General features: G+C 69.1%; 12 protein-coding genes and 2 tRNA genes. 13 read left to right on the plus strand and 1 reads right to left on the minus strand.

The window, feature by feature from the left end:
* Positions 1 to 396 precede the first annotated feature (396 nt).
* The 5 genes from dnaA (at position 397) to SM447_RS04190 (ending at position 6,873) form a co-directional block, all read left to right on the plus strand.
* A complete protein-coding gene (dnaA, locus tag SM447_RS04170; protein ID WP_474571883.1) occupies positions 397 to 2,196 on the plus strand; it encodes a chromosomal replication initiator protein DnaA in 1,800 nt (599 codons plus the stop codon).
* Positions 2,197 to 2,973: 777 nt separating this feature from the next.
* Positions 2,974 to 4,107 carry a DNA polymerase III subunit beta gene (dnaN, locus tag SM447_RS04175; protein ID WP_474571383.1) on the plus strand — a complete coding sequence of 378 codons (1,134 nt, stop codon included), beginning with the start codon at positions 2,974 to 2,976 and terminating at the stop codon, positions 4,105 to 4,107.
* 41 nt (positions 4,108 to 4,148) lie between these two features.
* Complete coding sequence (gene gnd / locus SM447_RS04180) at positions 4,149 to 5,021, plus strand: phosphogluconate dehydrogenase (NAD(+)-dependent, decarboxylating) (RefSeq protein ID WP_474571384.1); 873 nt, start codon at positions 4,149 to 4,151, stop codon at positions 5,019 to 5,021.
* A 15-nt stretch (positions 5,022 to 5,036) separates the two neighbouring features.
* Entirely contained in the window at positions 5,037 to 6,170 is a 1,134-nt protein-coding gene (recF, locus tag SM447_RS04185; protein ID WP_474571385.1) for a DNA replication/repair protein RecF, read from the plus strand.
* The gene (locus SM447_RS04190; protein WP_474571386.1) at positions 6,160 to 6,873 is read left to right on the plus strand and encodes a DciA family protein; all 714 of its coding nucleotides are present in this window, start codon (positions 6,160 to 6,162) and stop codon (positions 6,871 to 6,873) included. The genes recF and SM447_RS04190 overlap by 11 nt, the downstream gene beginning before the upstream one ends.
* A 41-nt stretch (positions 6,874 to 6,914) precedes the next feature.
* Here the strand turns inward: SM447_RS04190 and SM447_RS04195 are convergent, their stop codons facing one another.
* Positions 6,915 to 7,496, minus strand: a complete 582-nt coding sequence (locus SM447_RS04195) for a hypothetical protein (protein WP_474571387.1) — start codon at positions 7,494 to 7,496, stop codon at positions 6,915 to 6,917.
* Positions 7,497 to 8,033: 537 nt separating this feature from the next.
* On the opposite strand from SM447_RS04195, the gene gyrB reads away from it, so the two are divergent.
* The 8 genes from gyrB (at position 8,034) to SM447_RS04235 (ending at position 16,861) form a co-directional block, all read left to right on the plus strand.
* Complete coding sequence (gyrB, locus tag SM447_RS04200) at positions 8,034 to 9,980, plus strand: DNA topoisomerase (ATP-hydrolyzing) subunit B (RefSeq protein WP_474571388.1); 1,947 nt, start codon at positions 8,034 to 8,036, stop codon at positions 9,978 to 9,980.
* Positions 9,981 to 10,113: 133 nt separating this feature from the next.
* On the plus strand, positions 10,114 to 13,893 hold the full coding sequence (gene gyrA / locus SM447_RS04205) for an intein-containing DNA gyrase subunit A (RefSeq protein WP_474571389.1): 3,780 nt from the start codon (positions 10,114 to 10,116) through the stop codon (positions 13,891 to 13,893).
* A 4-nt stretch (positions 13,894 to 13,897) separates the two neighbouring features.
* Entirely contained in the window at positions 13,898 to 14,809 is a 912-nt protein-coding gene (locus SM447_RS04210; protein ID WP_474571390.1) for a DUF3566 domain-containing protein, read from the plus strand.
* 293 nt (positions 14,810 to 15,102) lie between these two features.
* Positions 15,103 to 15,176, plus strand: a tRNA-Ile gene (locus tag SM447_RS04215).
* Positions 15,177 to 15,219: 43 nt separating this feature from the next.
* Complete coding sequence (locus tag SM447_RS04220) at positions 15,220 to 15,348, plus strand: DLW-39 family protein (RefSeq protein WP_210936323.1); 129 nt, start codon at positions 15,220 to 15,222, stop codon at positions 15,346 to 15,348.
* Positions 15,349 to 15,385: 37 nt separating this feature from the next.
* Positions 15,386 to 15,461: transfer RNA gene (locus SM447_RS04225), tRNA-Ala, on the plus strand.
* A gap of 84 nt (positions 15,462 to 15,545) precedes the next feature.
* Positions 15,546 to 16,319, plus strand: coding sequence for a methyltransferase domain-containing protein (locus SM447_RS04230; protein WP_474571391.1), 774 nt, complete (start codon positions 15,546 to 15,548; stop codon positions 16,317 to 16,319).
* Positions 16,320 to 16,570: 251 nt separating this feature from the next.
* The gene (locus tag SM447_RS04235) at positions 16,571 to 16,861 is read left to right on the plus strand and encodes a hypothetical protein (protein WP_474571392.1); all 291 of its coding nucleotides are present in this window, start codon (positions 16,571 to 16,573) and stop codon (positions 16,859 to 16,861) included.
* Positions 16,862 to 16,874: the final 13 nt, after the last annotated feature.

The following is a 16,874-nucleotide window of genomic DNA, read 5'->3' on the forward strand; positions in this document are numbered from 1 at the left end:
GACCGATGCGGCGGTTTTCACAGATGCCGACAGCAGCGAGGTGCGTCGGCGGTTGAAGACGCGGCGACAACGCTGTTACCGTGCCCGATTGCGGTCAGCGTCGGAGTTGTGCCGATGTCGCCGGCAGGCAAGACCGGACACGGTAGTGAATCGTTCGGCACGGTGAACCCGCTTCAGTGCCCGGCCACGGCAGGGGGCAGGTCCGACCCGCGCCCGGCGGGGGCCACAATCGGTCGGTACACAGGCTGTGGATAACTTGTGGAGAACGACCGGTGCGGCGACCGGGTGGGTGGCGTCATCTCGCCCGCACGGTACGGGCCACCGGGAGACGGCGGCGTCCGGGAGCAGAGGCGAGGGGGTGGCACGACGGTGGCCGGTACGACCGACCTTGCCGCGGTGTGGACGGCGACGACAGACGACCTCGCCGACGAGATCATCTCCGCGCAGCAGCGGGCGTACCTGCGGCTGACCCGGTTGCGGGCGATAGTCGAGGACACCGTCCTGCTCTCCGTGCCGGACGCCTTCACCCGGGACGTGATCGAGTCCCGGCTGCGCCCGGCCATCACCGAGGCGCTCACCCGCCGACTGGGCCGGCCGGTCCAGGTCGCGGTCACCGTCCGGGTGCCCGAGGACGGGCGGGTCACCGGCACCGTCTACCGCAGCACCCCGGAATCGGACTCCGTCGACCACGCGCCCGGTGAGATCGACGGCCGGACGACCGGTCCCACGCCGGGCCAGGACGCCGGACGTCAGCTCCCGCTGATTCCCGAACAGCCGCACCCCGATCGTTTCGACCGTCCCCCGCCGTCGGACACACCACCCGCTGACGACGCTCCCCGGACCGGTCCCGGCGTCGCAGGCGGTCAGGACACCCTCTTCGGCGCCGGATTCGGCGAGCCCGCCCGCCCGGCGGAGACCAGCGGCCACCGGGCGCCGGACCGGATGGGCTTCACCGATCAGGCCGGCCACCTGGACCCACCGGCACACGGCCCCCGTGGCTTCGCGCCCCGCTACGGCGGTGAGCCCGGCGTCTCCCCGCGCGACCAGCACGTCATCCGGGCGATGCCCGCTGACGGGGGTACGGACAGCGGCCCCGGTCGCAGTGGCGCGGATCACCGGCCGGTCGGCCGGGACGATCGGCGGCTGCCCACCGGTGCGGACAGCGGCGGCAACCGCCTCAACCCGAAGTACATGTTCGAGACGTTCGTCATCGGCTCGTCCAACCGCTTCGCGCACGCCGCGTCCGTGGCGGTGGCCGAGTCGCCGGCGAAGGCGTACAACCCGCTGTTCATCTACGGCAGTTCGGGACTGGGCAAGACCCACCTGCTGCACGCCATCGGCCACTACGCCACGACGTTGGGCAACGCCCGCTCGGTCCGGTACGTCTCGACCGAGGAGTTCACCAACGACTTCATCAACTCCCTGCGGGACGACAAGACCAGCGCCTTCCAGCGCCGCTACCGCGACGTCGACATCCTGTTGATCGACGACATCCAGTTCCTGGAGAACCGCGAGCGGACCCAGGAGGAGTTCTTCCACACCTTCAACACGTTGCACAACGCCAACAAGCAGATCGTGATCACCTCCGACCGTTCTCCCAAACAGCTGGCGACGCTGGAGGACCGGCTACGGACCCGCTTCGAGTGGGGTCTGCTCGCCGACATCCAGCCGCCGGACCTGGAAACCCGGATCGCGATCCTGCAGAAGAAGGCCGCCCAGGAACGCCTCTACGCCCCGCCGGACGTCCTGGAGTTCATCGCCTCCCGGGTGTCGAACTCGATCCGTGAACTGGAGGGGGCGCTGATCCGGGTCACCGCCTTCGCCAGCCTGACCCGGTCGAGCGTGGAGCTGTCGCTGGCCGAGGAGGTGCTGCGGGACTTCATCCCGGACGGTGCCGGACCGGAGATCACCGCCGACCAGATCATGGTCTCCACCGCCGACTACTTCGGGGTCAGCCTGGAGGACCTGCGCGGACACTCCCGCTCGCGGGTCCTGGTCAACGCCCGGCAGGTCGCCATGTACCTGTGTCGCGAGCTGACCGACCTGTCGCTGCCCCGGATCGGCCAGGCCTTCGGGGGACGGGACCACACCACGGTCATGCACGCCGACCGCAAGATCCGTCAACAGATGGCGGAGCGGCGCTCGCTCTACAACCAGATCGCCGAGCTGACCAACCGGATCAAGCAGAACACCTGAGGGGTACGGCCGCCACGCCGTTCACGGTGAGGGTCCGACCGGTCACGGTCGGGCCCTTTTCGCATCCGACCGGTTGACCCTCGATGAGGTTCAGGCCACACCATCGGAGGCGTGTCCGGACCGGAAGCCGATCGTTGTCCACAGCTCGTCGTCCACCGACGGTGGATGACCACGAGCCGTCAACAGTCGGTTACCCACAGGCTGTGGAGAAACCCTGGGGACAACGCTGTGGACCCCTGTGGACGGCTGGGGACAACGATCGACGTTGTCCACCGACGACCGGTCGCCTGTGGGCAAGCTGTTGAAGGTTCTGGGGATGACGGCCGCAGGAAGGCCCGGCACGATCCACAGGTCTGGGGAGAAAGTCGGTGGATTACCGGTGGACAACCGGTGGACGACGGTGGACAACCGTGTGCACGGGGACCGCCTGTGGATCGCCGGCCGGGTTTTACCCCCGCCCATCCACAGCGAAACCACCGGTGGATAACGTGTCTGACCTGCCCATACGCGGGTTCTCCACAGTTTGCACAGGTGCGATGAAGACGATGAGTTATCTCTTCTGAAAGAACAAAAACCAATCATCACCGTTGGACTTCCTGTGGATCGGTCGACATCTGCCGGGCAGACCCCGTCAGCAGCGACACGATCCACGGGGTCGGGCACACAGCCGATACCCTCGCGCCCTAAGGTTCGAGGGGTACCCGCACGCCAGGCGGGTCGGTGGGCAGCGTCCGGCATGAGAGAGTTGACGACGTCGACGTCGACGCGGAGGCATTGATGAAATTCCGAGTGGAGCGCGACGCGCTCGCCGAGGCCGTGGCCTGGACCGCGAAGAGCCTGCCCAACCGGCCGTCTGTACCGGTGCTGGCCGGTGTGCTGCTGCGCGTCACCGACGGCAGGCTGCAGGTCTCCGGCTTCGATTACGAGGTCAGCAGCCAGGTGACCGTGGAGGTGCAGGGCGACGCCGACGGCGCCGCGCTGGTCTCCGGGCGGCTGCTCGCCGAGATCACCAAGGCGTTGCCCGCCAAGCCGGTCGACATCGCCGCGGTCGGGGCGCATCTCGAACTGGTCTGTGGCAGCGCCCGGTTCACCCTGCCCACCATGCCGGTGGAGGACTACCCCACCCTGCCAGAGATGCCGGCCAGCGCCGGTACCGTCGACGCGGCCGCCTTCGCCGCCGCGGTCGCGCAGGTGGCGGTGGCCGCCAGCCGGGACGAGACGCTGCCGATGATGACCGGCGTCCGCGTCGAGCTCTCCGGCGGCAACCTGGCCATGCTCGCCACCGACCGCTACCGACTGGCCCTGCGCGAGATGGAGTGGAACCCGGACGACCCGGAGATCAGCCTGAACGCTCTGGTACCCGCCCGGACCCTCAACGACACCGCCAAGACCCTCGGTCCCCTCGGCGGCCAGGTCGTCCTGGCGCTGTCGCAGGGTGCCGCCGGCGAAGGCATGATCGGCTTCTCCGGCGGCACCCGGCGCACCACCAGCCGGCTGCTCGACGGTGCCAACTACCCGCCGGTCCGCTCGCTCTTCCCCAGCACCCACAACGCCGAGGCCCGGGTGCCGGTCAGCACCCTGATCGAGGTCGTCAAGCGGGTTGCCCTGGTCGCCGAGCGGGCCACCCCCGTGCTGCTCAGCTTCAGCGCCGACGGCCTGGTGGTGGAGGCCGGCGGCACGGAGGAGGCCCGGGCCAGCGAGGCCATGGAGGCCACCTTCACCGGCGAGCCGCTGACCATCGGATTCAACCCGCAGTACCTCATCGACGGGCTCTCCAACCTCGGAACCCAGTTCGCCGTACTGCACTTCGTCGACGCCTTCAAACCCGCGGTGATTTCCCCCGCCGGCGAGGATGGCGAGCTCATCGGTGGGTACCGGTACCTCATCATGCCGATCCGCGTGTCCCGCTGACCGGCAGCGCACGTACCCGCACCCACGAAAGGTCACCAGAGATGCAGCTCGGCCTGGTAGGGCTCGGCCGGATGGGCGGCAACATGCGCGAACGGTTGCGCACCGCCGGTCACGAGGTGGTCGGTCTGGACCACAACCTGGAGCGCAGCGATGTAGCCAGCATGGCCGAGCTGGCCGAGAAGCTGGAGGCGCCGCGAGCGGTATGGGTGATGGTGCCGGCCGGCGTCACCGACGCCACCATCGACGAGGTGGCCGCCGTACTCGACGAGGGTGACCTCATCATCGACGGCGGCAACTCGCGGTTCACCGAGGACGCCCCCCGGGCGGAGCGGCTGCACGAACGCGGCATCGGCTACGTCGACGTCGGGGTCTCCGGCGGGGTGTGGGGCCGGCAGAACGGCTACGGCCTGATGGTCGGCGGCGCTCAGGAACACGTCGAACGACTCATGCCGATCTTCGAAGCGCTCAAGCCCGAGGGCGAATTCGGCTTCGTGCACGCCGGACCGGTCGGCGCCGGCCACTACGCCAAGATGGTGCACAACGGCATCGAGTACGGCCTGATGCACGCCTACGCCGAGGGCTACGAGCTGATGTCCGCCTCCGAGCTGGTGACGAACGTGCCCGGCGTGATCAAGTCCTGGCGCGAGGGCACCGTGGTCCGCTCCTGGCTCCTGGACCTGCTCGACCGGGCCCTCGACGAGGACCCCGAGCTGGCCCAGCTCAGCGACTACACCGAGGACACCGGCGAGGGGCGCTGGACGGTCGACGAGGCGGTCCGGCTCGCCGTGCCGCTGAACGTCATCACCGCCTCGCTCTTCGCCCGGTTCGCCTCCCGGCAGGACGACTCGCCGGCGTTGAAGGCCGTCTCCGCACTGCGTCAGCAGTTCGGCGGGCACGCCGTACGCAAGCGCTGACCGGCACCGCGACCCGTGTACGTCCGCCGGCTCGAACTGGTCGACTTCCGCTCGTACGAGCGGATCGGCGTCGACCTCGAACCGGGGCCCAACGTCCTGATCGGCGCCAACGGCGTCGGCAAGACCAACCTGGTCGAGGCGTTGGGCTACGTCGCGACCCTCGACTCGCACCGGGTCGCCACCGACGCCCCGCTGGTGCGGATGGGCGCCACCGCCGCGGTGATCCGCTGCGCCGTGGTCCACGACGGGCGGGAACTCCTGGTCGAGCTGGAGATCGTCCCCGGCAAGGCCAACCGGGCCCGGCTCGGCCGTTCCCCGGCCCGCCGGGCCCGCGACGTGTTGGGTGCGCTGCGGCTCGTGCTCTTCGCCCCGGAGGACCTCGAGCTGGTCCGGGGCGACCCGGCAGAACGCCGCCGCTACCTCGACGACCTGCTGGTGCTGCGCCAACCCCGCTACGCCGGGGTGCGTGCCGACTATGAACGGGTCGTCAAACAACGCAACGCGTTGCTGCGCACCGCGTACCTCGCCCGAAAGACCGGCGGATCGCGGGGCGGTGACCTGTCCACCCTGGCCGTCTGGGACACCCACCTGGCCCGGCACGGCGCCGAACTGCTCGCCGGGCGGCTGGAACTGGTCGCCGCTCTGGCCCCGCACGTGACCAAGGCGTACGACGCGGTGGCCGCCGGGCGCGGCGCGGCGGGAATCGCGTACCGCCCCTCGGTGGACCTGACCGAACCCACCACCGACCGCGAGGCCCTCGCGGAGGTGCTCACGACCGCGTTGGTGGAGTCCCGCAACGCCGAGATCGAGCGGGGCACCACCCTGGTCGGCCCGCACCGCGACGAGCTCACCCTCACCCTCGGCCCGCTGCCGGCCAAGGGCTACGCCAGCCACGGCGAATCGTGGTCGTACGCGCTCGCGCTCCGGCTGGCCGGCTACGACCTGCTCCGCGACGACGGCATCGAACCGGTGCTGATACTCGACGACGTCTTCGCCGAACTGGACGCCGGTCGGCGGGACCGGCTCGCCGATTTGGTCGGCGGGGCCAGTCAACTGCTGGTGACCTGTGCGGTCGCCGACGACGTGCCGGCCGCCCTCCGCGGCGCCCGGTACGAGGTGACGGAAGGGACGGTGCGCCGTGTCGGTTGAGCCGCCCCGGCCCGGTCCGGACGGAACACCCCCCGGACAGCCGCGTGGCCTTGCCCGGGAACGCGGTGCGCGTACCGCCAAGAAGAGTGGAACCGGCGACGCCGGCCGCACCGACCCACCCGCCGGCCGCACGGCGGAGCCGGCAGCTGGGCCACCACCGGCGGATGCCGGCGACACCGCGCCAGCGACGGCCGACGGCGAGGGTGTCTCCGGACCGCAGCTGGCGCGCGCGGTGCTGGACGCGGCAAAGGCGCGGCGGGAGGCCGCCCGTCCCCGTCGCCGCGCCGCGACCGGCGGCGGTGACGGCGAGCGTCGCCTGCGCGGCTACTCCGGCCCCGGACCGGACCCGCGCGACCCGCAGCCCCTCGGCGCGGTGCTCAACCGGCTGGTGAAGGCCCGAGGTTGGCAGCAGCCCGCCGCGGAGGCGACGGTCTTCGGCGCGTGGGAGCGGGTGGTCGGTGCGGAGGTGGCCCAGCACAGCCGCCCCGTGAAGCTGGAGAACGGCGAGCTGACCGTCGAGGCCCGCTCCACCGCCTGGGCGACGCAGCTGCGCCTGCTCGCCGGTTCACTGTTGCAGCAGATCGCCCGCGAGGTCGGCCACAACGTGGTCCGCAAACTGCACATCCACGGACCTGCGGCCCCGTCCTGGTCGCGCGGCCCACGCCGGGTACGCGGCCGGGGCCCTCGCGACACCTACGGCTGATCGACCGTCCGCGCCGCACCCGACCCGAGGCCGGGCTTCCGCTACGGCTGGGACGCCCGGCGAGGCGCCGCCGACTCGGCGTAGACGGCGAAGCCGTTGTCGGCACAGCGCCGGTAGAAGGCGGCCAACACGCTCAGCTCCGCGCAGGTGAAGGTCCACTGCGGCGCGGCCCCACTGTCGTCGCGCAACGCGTCCAGCCGGCTGTCCAACCACCGCAGCTGCTGCTCGGCCAGGCGGCCGTCGGCCAGCAGCGAACGCAGCACCGTGCCCACCGACTCGAAGGTGACCGCCTCACCGTGCGGACGGTGTGCGGCGACGAACCGCTCGATGCCACCCGCGATCCAGCCGCACCCGTCCGGGTCGATCACCGGGTCCTCATCCTCGGCGGCGGCGTCTGTGGCGTAGAGCACACCGTCCAGTCCGAGGATCAGATCCACCACTTCCGTGTACGCGGTGGCCCGGACCGTGCCTGTCTTCGCGATCAGCTCGGCGAGCGCGGCGGTCGGCGCCGAGATCCCCGGCACGTCGACGATGTCGCCGAAATCGACGAACTCGGCCGGTGCGACCGGGTCGTAGAAGCGGCCGGTCCGCGGCCACTGAACCGCGACGTTGTCCAGCCCCATCTGGTGTCACCTCTCAAGGCGGGCGAGTGGATCGGGTCGATCGTCCGGTTCCAACGTTGAAAGATCAAGGCCGCCCCGGCAACCCGGGGTACCGGATTCGCCCGTCCCAGGTCGTACCGGTCGGTACCACCCATCGTGCGGCGCCCGGCCCGGCAGCGCCGTCACGCGACGGATTCGGTGATCATGCCCTGGCGTGTAGGGGGAGTCGCGGACAGCACGATTCGGCCCGCTACGGAGATCTCAGCCGCTGCGAAGGGGTGCCGAGTGGTGGTTCTATCGCCTGCGCACAGTAAGATTGGAGTGAGACGAAGACCCGGTGCGGAGTCACGGGTCGCGGGTCCGGTGCGGGCCCGCGATCATTGTCCGACTCGGGTCGGAGCCGATCGCGATCCGCGGGCAACCGCGGCGACCGGTGCGTTCGACCCGTACCCCGGAATTGTCCCCGGTGCCGGTCCGCGTGCCGACGTCGCGTCCTGTCCGCCGAACCCGCGTCCGAACGTGCCCCACGGCGCGCCGGACGCGAGAAAGTGGCCGAGGGTGGCAGCGCAGGACAATCAGCAGTACGGCGCCGAGTCGATCACCGTTCTCGAAGGGCTGGAGGCGGTCCGCAAGCGGCCCGGCATGTACATCGGGTCCACCGGCGAGCGCGGCCTGCACCACCTCGTGTGGGAGGTCGTCGACAACGCGGTGGACGAGGCGCTGGCCGGTCACTGCGACACCATCGACGTGGTGCTGCTCGCCGACGGCGGCGTCCGGGTCACCGACAACGGCCGTGGTTTCCCGGTCGACCTGCACCCCAAGCTGAAGAAGCCGGGCGTCGAGGTGGCACTGACCGTCCTGCACGCGGGCGGCAAGTTCGACGGCAAGGCGTACGCGGTCTCCGGCGGTCTGCACGGCGTCGGCGTCAGCGTGGTCAACGCCCTCTCCACCAGGATGGCCGTCGAAATCCACAAGGACGGTTTCGTCTGGCGGCAGCAGTACCACCACTCCAAGCCGACCGCCCTGGAGAAGGGCGAGCCGACGGACCGTACCGGCTCGGCGGTCTCCTTCTGGCCCGACCCGGACGTCTTCGAGACCGTCGACTTCGACTTCCAGACCATCTACCGCCGCCTCCAGGAGATGGCCTTCCTGACCCGCGGGCTCACCATTCACCTGCTCGACGAGCGGGTCGCGGAGGGCGAGGAAGGCAAGCTCCGCGAGGTCACCTTCCACTACGAGGGCGGCATCGCCGACTTCGTCCGGCACCTCAACGCTTCGAAGACCCCGATCCACAAGACGGTCATCGAGTACGGTGCCGAAGAGGAGGGCATGTCGCTCGAAATCGCCATGCAGTGGAACGAGTCGTACGGCGAGTCGGTCTACACCTTCGCCAACAACATCAACACCCACGAGGGTGGCACCCACGAAGAGGGCTTCCGGGCCGCGCTGACCAGCGTCGTCAACCGCTACGGCACCGACAAGAAGCTGCTCAAGGGCGACGAGAAGCTCTCCGGCGAGGACATCCGCGAGGGCCTGGCCGCGATCATCTCGGTCAAGCTGACCAACCCGCAGTTCGAGGGTCAGACCAAGACCAAGCTCGGCAACACGCCGGTGAAGAGCTTCGTGCAGCGGGTCTGCAACGACCGGCTGGTCGACTGGCTGGACCGCAACCCGGCCGAGGCGAAGATCATCATCACCAAGGCGTCCCAGGCGGCCCGCGCCCGGATCGCCGCCCAGCAGGCCCGCAAGCTGGCCCGTCGCAAGTCGCTGCTGGAGTCCGGCTCGATGCCGGGCAAGCTGGCCGACTGCCAGTCCACCGACCCGCGCGAGTCCGAGGTGTTCATCGTCGAGGGCGACTCGGCCGGCGGCTCGGCCAAGCAGGGGCGTGACCCGCGTACCCAGGCGATCCTGCCGATCCGCGGCAAGATCCTCAACGTGGAGAAGGCCCGGATCGACCGGGTGCTGAAGAACAACGAGGTGCAGGCGCTGATCACCGCGCTGGGCACCGGCATCCACGACGACTTCGACATCGAGAAGCTGCGGTACCACAAGATCGTGCTGATGGCCGACGCCGACGTCGACGGCCAGCACATCCAGACGCTGCTGCTCACCCTGCTGTTCCGCTTCATGCGCCCGCTGGTGGAACTGGGTCACGTGTACCTGGCCGCTCCGCCGCTCTACAAGATCAAGTGGAACCGGAAGGGCGACGACGCGCAGTACGCGTACTCCGACCGGGAGCGCGACGGCCTGATCCTGCTGCGCCAGCAGAAGAAGCCGAACGCCAAGCCGGACGACATCCAGCGGTTCAAGGGTCTCGGCGAGATGAACTACCCGGAGCTGTGGGAGACCACGATGAACCCGGCCACCCGCACCCTGCGTCAGGTCACCCTGGACGACGCGGCCACCGCCGACGAACTGTTCAGCGTGCTGATGGGTGAGGACGTCGAGGCGCGCCGGTCGTTCATCCAGCGCAACGCCAAGGACGTCAGATTCCTGGACATCTGATGGACCAGGCAGCCGGACGAGACCTCCACCGACGGTCCGGCTGCCGGGTCCACAGAGTTATCCACAGCTTGGCCGGTATCCACAGCCGTTATCCACAGCACAAAAGCGACTCTCAGTCTGATAAGGGTTAACAGTGACCGATTCCCCCGAGTCCACACCTAGCGAGCCCGAAGTCCCCGAGGCGCTGGCCGCCGTCGTCTCGCACGACCGGATCGAGCCCGTCGGGCTCGAGGTGGAGATGCAGCGCTCCTACCTCGACTACGCGATGAGCGTCATCGTCGGGCGGGCGCTGCCGGACGTCCGGGACGGGCTCAAGCCGGTCCACCGCAAGATCCTGTACGCCATGTTCGACTCCGGTTACCGGCCGGACCGCGGCTACGTGAAGTGCTCGCGGGTCGTCGGCGACGTGATGGGCCAGTTCCACCCGCACGGGGACTCGGCCATCTACGACGCCCTGGTCCGGATGGCTCAGCCCTGGTCGCTGCGCTACCCCCTGGTCGACGGCAACGGCAACTTCGGTTCGCCCGGAAACGATCCGGCTGCGGCGATGCGATACTGCTTGTCCGGAGATGTTCGGATTCGCACTCTCGACGGCAGCATGCGGATCGGCGATGTGGTGGCCGACGCGGCGTCGAGCAGCGAGACCGACATCGACCTCAAGGTCCGCGACCGCAACGGCGACCTGGTCCGGGCCTCGAAGTTCTTCCACTCGGGCGAGCACCCGACGCTGCGGCTGCGCACCCGCGAGGGGTACGAGCTGACCGGCACCCACAACCACCCGGTGCTCTGCCTGGTGGACGTGGCCGGCGTGCCGACCCTGCTCTGGAAGCTGCTCGCTGAGATCTCCCCCGGTGACCGGGTGGTGCTCCAGCGCAGCGTGCCGGACGAGATCGGCTACCCGATGCTGGAGCACGTCGAGGCCGCCGTCCTCGCCGGTGCCTTCGTCAGCGAGGGGTGGGTCTCCGAGAGCCGCGCTGGGTTCAACAACATCGATCGCGAATTCTTTGTCCGGGTGCTTGCTGCCTACGACCTCGCGGTCGGCGGCCCCCGCTACGTCAGCGAGCGGACGATCGCCTCTGGCAGCAGGCTGCATGAGCTGGACATTCAAGACCTCGCTGCGCTGCGGGCCAGCGTCCTCGGCGAGCTGGTCGGGGCGCGGAGCGCCGGCAAGTTCGTGCCGGAGTTCGTCTGGCAGGGGCCGGCGGCGGTCAAGCGCGCCTTCCTCCAGTCGCTCTTCGAGGGCGACGGCTTCTCGTCGCTGCTGCCCCGCAACACCATCCAGATCAGCTACTCCACCCGCAGCGAGCGGCTGGCCCGCGAGGTGCAGCAGTTGCTGCTGGAGTTCGGCGTCGTCAGCAAGCAGTGCCGCTATGACAACGGCGAGTTCAAGGTGGTCATCACCAACCGTCGCGACGCCCGGATTTTCGCCGCTCACGTCGGTTTCCTCGGTCGCAAGCAGGCCAAGCTGGAGTCGGAGCTGGCGTCGGTGCCGGCGAGCAGCACCGCGCTCTCCAGCGACCACGTGCCGCTGGTTGGCGACTTCATCCGGGCGCACGGCGCGAGCCGGTGGACCGAGCGGGACTGGCTGCGTCGGCACAACGTCGACGGGGTCGAGCGGTGGGAGCGGGACCGCGACGAGATTGCCGCCCGGATCACCAACGCCCAGGTGCTCGACGTGGTCGAGCCGCTTGTCGACGGGCGCTTCTACTACGCCGAGGTGGCCGAGGTCGCGGACGCGGGTGTGCAGCCGGTCTACAGCATCCGGGTGGACACCGAAGACCACTCGTTCGTCTCCGACGGGTTCGTCAGCCACAACACGGAGTGCAAGCTCGACCCGCTTGCCATGGAGATGCTGCGGGACATCGACGAGGACACCGTCGACCTGCAGGACAACTACGACGGCCGGGCGAAGGAGCCCACCATCCTGCCGTCGCGGATCCCGAACCTGCTGATCAACGGTTCCGAGGGCATCGCGGTCGGCATGGCCACCAAGATCCCGCCGCACAACCTGCGCGAGATCGGCGCGGCGGTGCAGTGGTGCCTGGAGCACCCGGAGGCGGACGAGGCCAGCACCCTCGAAGCACTGCTGGAGATCGTCAAGGGTCCGGACTTCCCCACCCACGGTCTGATCGTCGGTCAGTCCGGCATCCAGGACGCGTACCGCACGGGTCGCGGTTCGATCCGGATGCGGGCCGTGGTCGAGGTGGAGGAGGACAAGCGGGGTCGGCCGGCGCTGGTGGTCAGCGAGCTGCCGTACCAGGTCAACCCCGACAACCTGGCCGAGCGGATCGCCGAGCTGATCAAGGAGGGCAAGCTCGGTGGGATCGCCGACATCCGCGACGAGTCCTCCGGGCGTACCGGCATGCGGATCGTGCTGGTGCTCAAGCGCGACGCGGTCGCGAAGGTGGTGCTGAACAACCTCTACAAGCACACCCAGCTCCAGGAGACCTTCGGCGCGAACATGCTGGCGCTGGTCGACGGGGTGCCGCGCACGCTGAACCTGGCGCAGTTCATCCGTTACTACGTCGAGCACCAGATCGAGGTGATCCGCCGGCGGACGGCGTTCCGGCTGCGCAAGGCGGAGGAGCGGGCGCACATCCTGCGGGGTCTGTCCAAGGCGCTGGACGCGCTGGACGAGGTGATCGCGCTGATCCGGCGTTCACCCACGGTGGAGGACGCGCGGCAGGGCCTGATCCAGCTGCTGGAGATCGACGAGATCCAGGCCACCGCGATCCTGGACATGCAGCTGCGCCGGCTCGCCGCGCTGGAGCGGCAGCGGATCCTCGACGACCTGGCCAAGCTGGAGCTGGAGATCGCCGACCTCAAGGACATCCTGGCCAAGCCGGAGCGGCAGCGCCGGATCGTCTCGGAGGAACTGGGGGAGATCGTCGCCAAGTGGGGCGACGACCGGCGGACCAAGATCGTCCCGTTCGACGGTGAGGTCTCGATGGAGGACCTCATCGCCCGGGAGGACGTGGTGGTCACGATCACCCGGACCGGGTACGCCAAGCGGACCAAGGTCGATCTGTACCGCTCGCAGCGGCGAGGCGGCAAGGGGGTCAGCGGCGCCACGCTGCGGCAGGACGACATCGTCAGCCACTTCTTCGTCTGCTCGACGCACGACTGGATGCTGTTCTTCACCAACAAGGGTCGGGTGTACCGGGCCAAGGCGTACGAGCTTCCGGAGGCCAGTAGGGTGGCCAAGGGCCAACACGTGGCCAACCTGCTCGCCTTCCAACCGGACGAGCAGATCGCACAGATCATCGAGATCCCGAACTACCAGGTGGCGCCCTACCTGGTCCTGGCGACGAAGAACGGCCTGGTGAAGAAGACGCGGCTTGAGGAGTTCGACTCCAACCGGTCCGGCGGCATCATCGCGATCAACCTGCGCGATGAGGACGAGCTGGTCGGTGCTGCGCTGGCCGGCCCCACCGACGACCTGCTGCTGGTCTCCAAGAACGCTCAGGCGATCCGGTTCAACGCCACGGACGAGGCACTGCGCCCGATGGGTCGGGCCACCTCCGGTGTGATCGGCATGCGCTTCAGCGAGGATGATGAGCTGTTGGCCATGGAGGTCGTCCGGGAGGGTTTGGACGTTCTGGTGGCCACGAACGGCGGATACGCGAAACGTACTCCGATCGAGGAATACCCGGTCCAGGGCCGGGGAGGTAAGGGTGTGCTGACTGCGAAGATCACCGAGCGACGCGGTGGTCTGGTCGGCGCTGTCGTGATCGACCCGGACGATGAGCTGTTCGCTATCACCAGCAACGGTGGCGTCATCCGGACTCCGGTGAAGCCTGTACGCCGTACGCGTGACCGGAACACAATGGGGGTCAAGCTGATGGACCTTCCGGACGGCGTGACTATCGTGGCGATTGCTCGCAATGCCGACGAGCCTGACGAACAGGACTAGTTGAATGACGGAGACACAGGCGAAGTCGGGGAACGCGGGGACCTCGGCCAACCCGGTCGACGAGGAGGCCGCGAAGAGCGGCACGCCATCGACCGGCCGCGCGGCCGTGGGTCGGGCCACCGTCCCCGCCGACGCGCCTGCCCCGAAATTCACTCGGGCTCCCGGTATGGCCCCGCCACCCGACAAGCCGACAGACTCGCCGGAGGGCGACGACGCCGAGGAGAAGGTGACGGAAGGAGGCAGCGCCGCGGACAGCACCGCGACCGTCGCCAGCAAGCCGTCGCCTCCCCAGTCGGCCGCCACTCCCGCAGGCAAGTCCTCCGTGGGTGCCACCGGGGTCCTGCCGACGGCCAGCACCGGCACGACCGGTACCCAGCCACGCGTGACCGGGGGCGGGACGAAGTCGGACGCGACCCGGCCGCTCGGGCTGGGCCGCCCGGCCAGCGGCGGCGGGCTACCCCCGGGGGTCAACCCGGCGGTGGGTGCCGCGCGGGTCGGTGAGGCGGTACGCGCCGCGCGTACCTCGGTCAGCTCGGCCGCCTCGCGCGGACCGCGCCGGGCCCGGCTGAACCTGAAGCGGATCGACCCGTGGTCGGTGATGAAGTTCGCCTTCGCGGTGTCGGTGGTGCTGTTCATCGTCATCGTCGTGGCGACCTCGGTGCTGTACCTGGCGTTGGACGCGATGGGTGTCTTCACCAGCGTGAACGACAGCCTGGGCGACCTGGTGAACGCGGGTGGCGGGCAGAGCACCAACGGCTTCCAGATCACCGCACGTGGTGTGATCTTCAGTTCGGCGCTGATCGGTCTGGTCAACGTCGTGTTGTTCACCGCGCTGGCCACCCTCGGCGCGTTCGTCTACAACGTCTGTGCCGACCTGGTGGGCGGCATCGAACTGACCCTCGCCGAGCGGGACTGACCCGATCTCCGACGCCGGCCCCGCCACCCTCCCCGGTGGTGCGGGCCGGCGTCGCCGTACATCCGGGCATGGCACGCCGGCGCGGGATGCGGCATATCGGGGTCCCCGGTGGCCGGGTTCGCGCGGGATACCGCATCCGGTGAGGCTTCGTCGGGGACGGTGGCAGGGGCCGTAACCTGGTGTACCGGCAACCGCCGCTCGGGTAGGTTCAGGGGGCGACGGGGAGGGGCCGGCACACTGGCCCCGATTTGGGAGCCGCTGGGCGGATGGGTTAACCTTGCTCGTCGCTACGCGGGGCTATAGCTCAGTCGGTTAGAGCGCAGAGCTGATAACTCTGAGGTCGCTGGTTCGATTCCAGCTAGCCCCACCGCATTGGTCCGACGGCATGTCGAGCGTGAGGGGTAGCCCCGATGTTCAAGAAGCTGTTGATCCTGGTCGGTGTCGTCGGCGTGGCCGCGGTGGTGGCCAAAAAGGTCAAGGAAGCCAACGACGAGCGTGCCCTCTGGCACGAGGCGACCACCTCGCCGGACCTGCGCTGACGGCGTCCGTTCCGACCTGCGGCGCTAACGCCGCCACGGGGCCCTAGCTCAACTGGCAGAGCACTGCCTTTGCAAGGCAGGGGTTAGGGGTTCAAGTCCCCTGGGCTCCACCAGCACCAACGCGGTATGTCTCTCCAGCACTCGCGTTCGCCCAAGACCCGGCGGGCCTGCGGGGGCTGCTGTGATTAAGTTGCTCAATGAGTCAGCTCACGGCGGCGACGACCGCACCTGATCAGATCGAGTACATGGACAGGGCAGCCGGCACTGCGGTGGGCTTGGACTACAAGCAGCGCTTTCTCTCCGCTCTCCAGGTTGAGAACGGTCAGGTCGTGGTCGATATCGGCTGTGGCCCGGGGACGGACCTCGGCCGGATGGCTGACGCAGTTGGTGCCGAGGGCACGGTGATTGGTGTCGACAACGATCCCCGGATGTTGGACGAGGCCCGCCGCCGTTATGCCGACCGACCGATTGTCGATCTCCGTGCGGGCGACATCCATGACCTTCCCCTGACCGACGGCAGCGTCGACCGGGCGAGGGTGGACAGGGTGCTACAGCACGTCCTGGACCCGACTGAGGCGATGGTTGAGGTCCGTCGAGTACTACGACCAGGCGGGCTCTTCGGCATGGCGGAGCCGGATTGGGACACGCTCGCTGTCGCGGATGAAGACCTCCAGACCAGCCGACGGTTCGCGGACTCCGCGGCAGGCCGGGTGCGCAACCCGACGATCGGTAGGGAGCTGGTGCGCCTGTGTGGTCAGGCGGGTCTGCGGGTGCGATCGGTCGATCCCGTCGCGGTGATGTTTCGGGACTTCGGCACAGCTGACCAGATTCTGGGTCTCCGCCGTAACGCCGCTCGTGCTGTGCAGGAAGGAAAGCTGGCCGAGACGAGAGCAGCGGAGTGGGTGAAGCGTCTGGCGAGTGGTCCTGTCGTCGCGGGATTCACGTTCTACCTCGTGATCGCCGAAGCCTGACTCGGTCTCGGGTGACTGGGCGTGCCCGGTCAGGGGGGGTGGCACGTGGGGGCTTCGGCGTTTCTCTACTGCTCGTGCAATCGGATCTGCTGGGGGCTCGGCAAACCGCTGCGCGAGCAGCCCGACGGCGCAGTGATCAGGTACGCCGGCAACCCGGGTCAACCGGTCTTCTCGCAGTCCCGGTCCGCGTCCGGTGCGCTGTGGAAGCTGCTCGCCGATCACGGCGGCCACCGGCTCCGGGTGGCCCATGAGTGGGATTCCGTGTCCTACTGCTCTTTCATTCGGGTGACCCGGGTGAGGTGGCCAATTCCCGGCAGCCGGAGTTGAACAGGGCTGCCTGGCGTTTCCTGACCGTGCACTTCGAGCATCCGCTGCGGGTCGTGGCGGGTCCGGCCGGGGAGCGTAGCCCGGTCGATGGCCCCGGTCCGCTAGGTGCAGCCGGTCCGACCGACGGACCAGGGGGTGCGGACTGGGTGACCGTCGGCGGTGGCGGGTCGGGTGGCCTGTCGCTCGCGGCGTACGTCGTCGACTTCACCGGCTGATCTCGGGGCGCGT

The organism is Micromonospora aridisoli (assembly GCF_056150025.1).

Excerpts from the sequence above, each read along its gene's own strand:
- dnaN (WP_474571383.1), top strand. The coding sequence starts at position 2,974 with ATGAAATTCCGAGTGGAGCGCGACGCGCTCGCCGAGGCCGTGGCCTGG.
- gnd (WP_474571384.1), top strand. The coding sequence starts at position 4,149 with ATGCAGCTCGGCCTGGTAGGGCTCGGCCGGATGGGCGGCAACATGCGC.
- SM447_RS04195 (WP_474571387.1), bottom strand. The coding sequence starts at position 7,496 with ATGGGGCTGGACAACGTCGCGGTTCAGTGGCCGCGGACCGGCCGCTTC.
- SM447_RS04210 (WP_474571390.1), top strand. The coding sequence starts at position 13,898 with ATGACGGAGACACAGGCGAAGTCGGGGAACGCGGGGACCTCGGCCAAC.
- SM447_RS04220 (WP_210936323.1), top strand. The coding sequence starts at position 15,220 with ATGTTCAAGAAGCTGTTGATCCTGGTCGGTGTCGTCGGCGTGGCCGCG.
- SM447_RS04230 (WP_474571391.1), top strand. The coding sequence starts at position 15,546 with ATGAGTCAGCTCACGGCGGCGACGACCGCACCTGATCAGATCGAGTAC.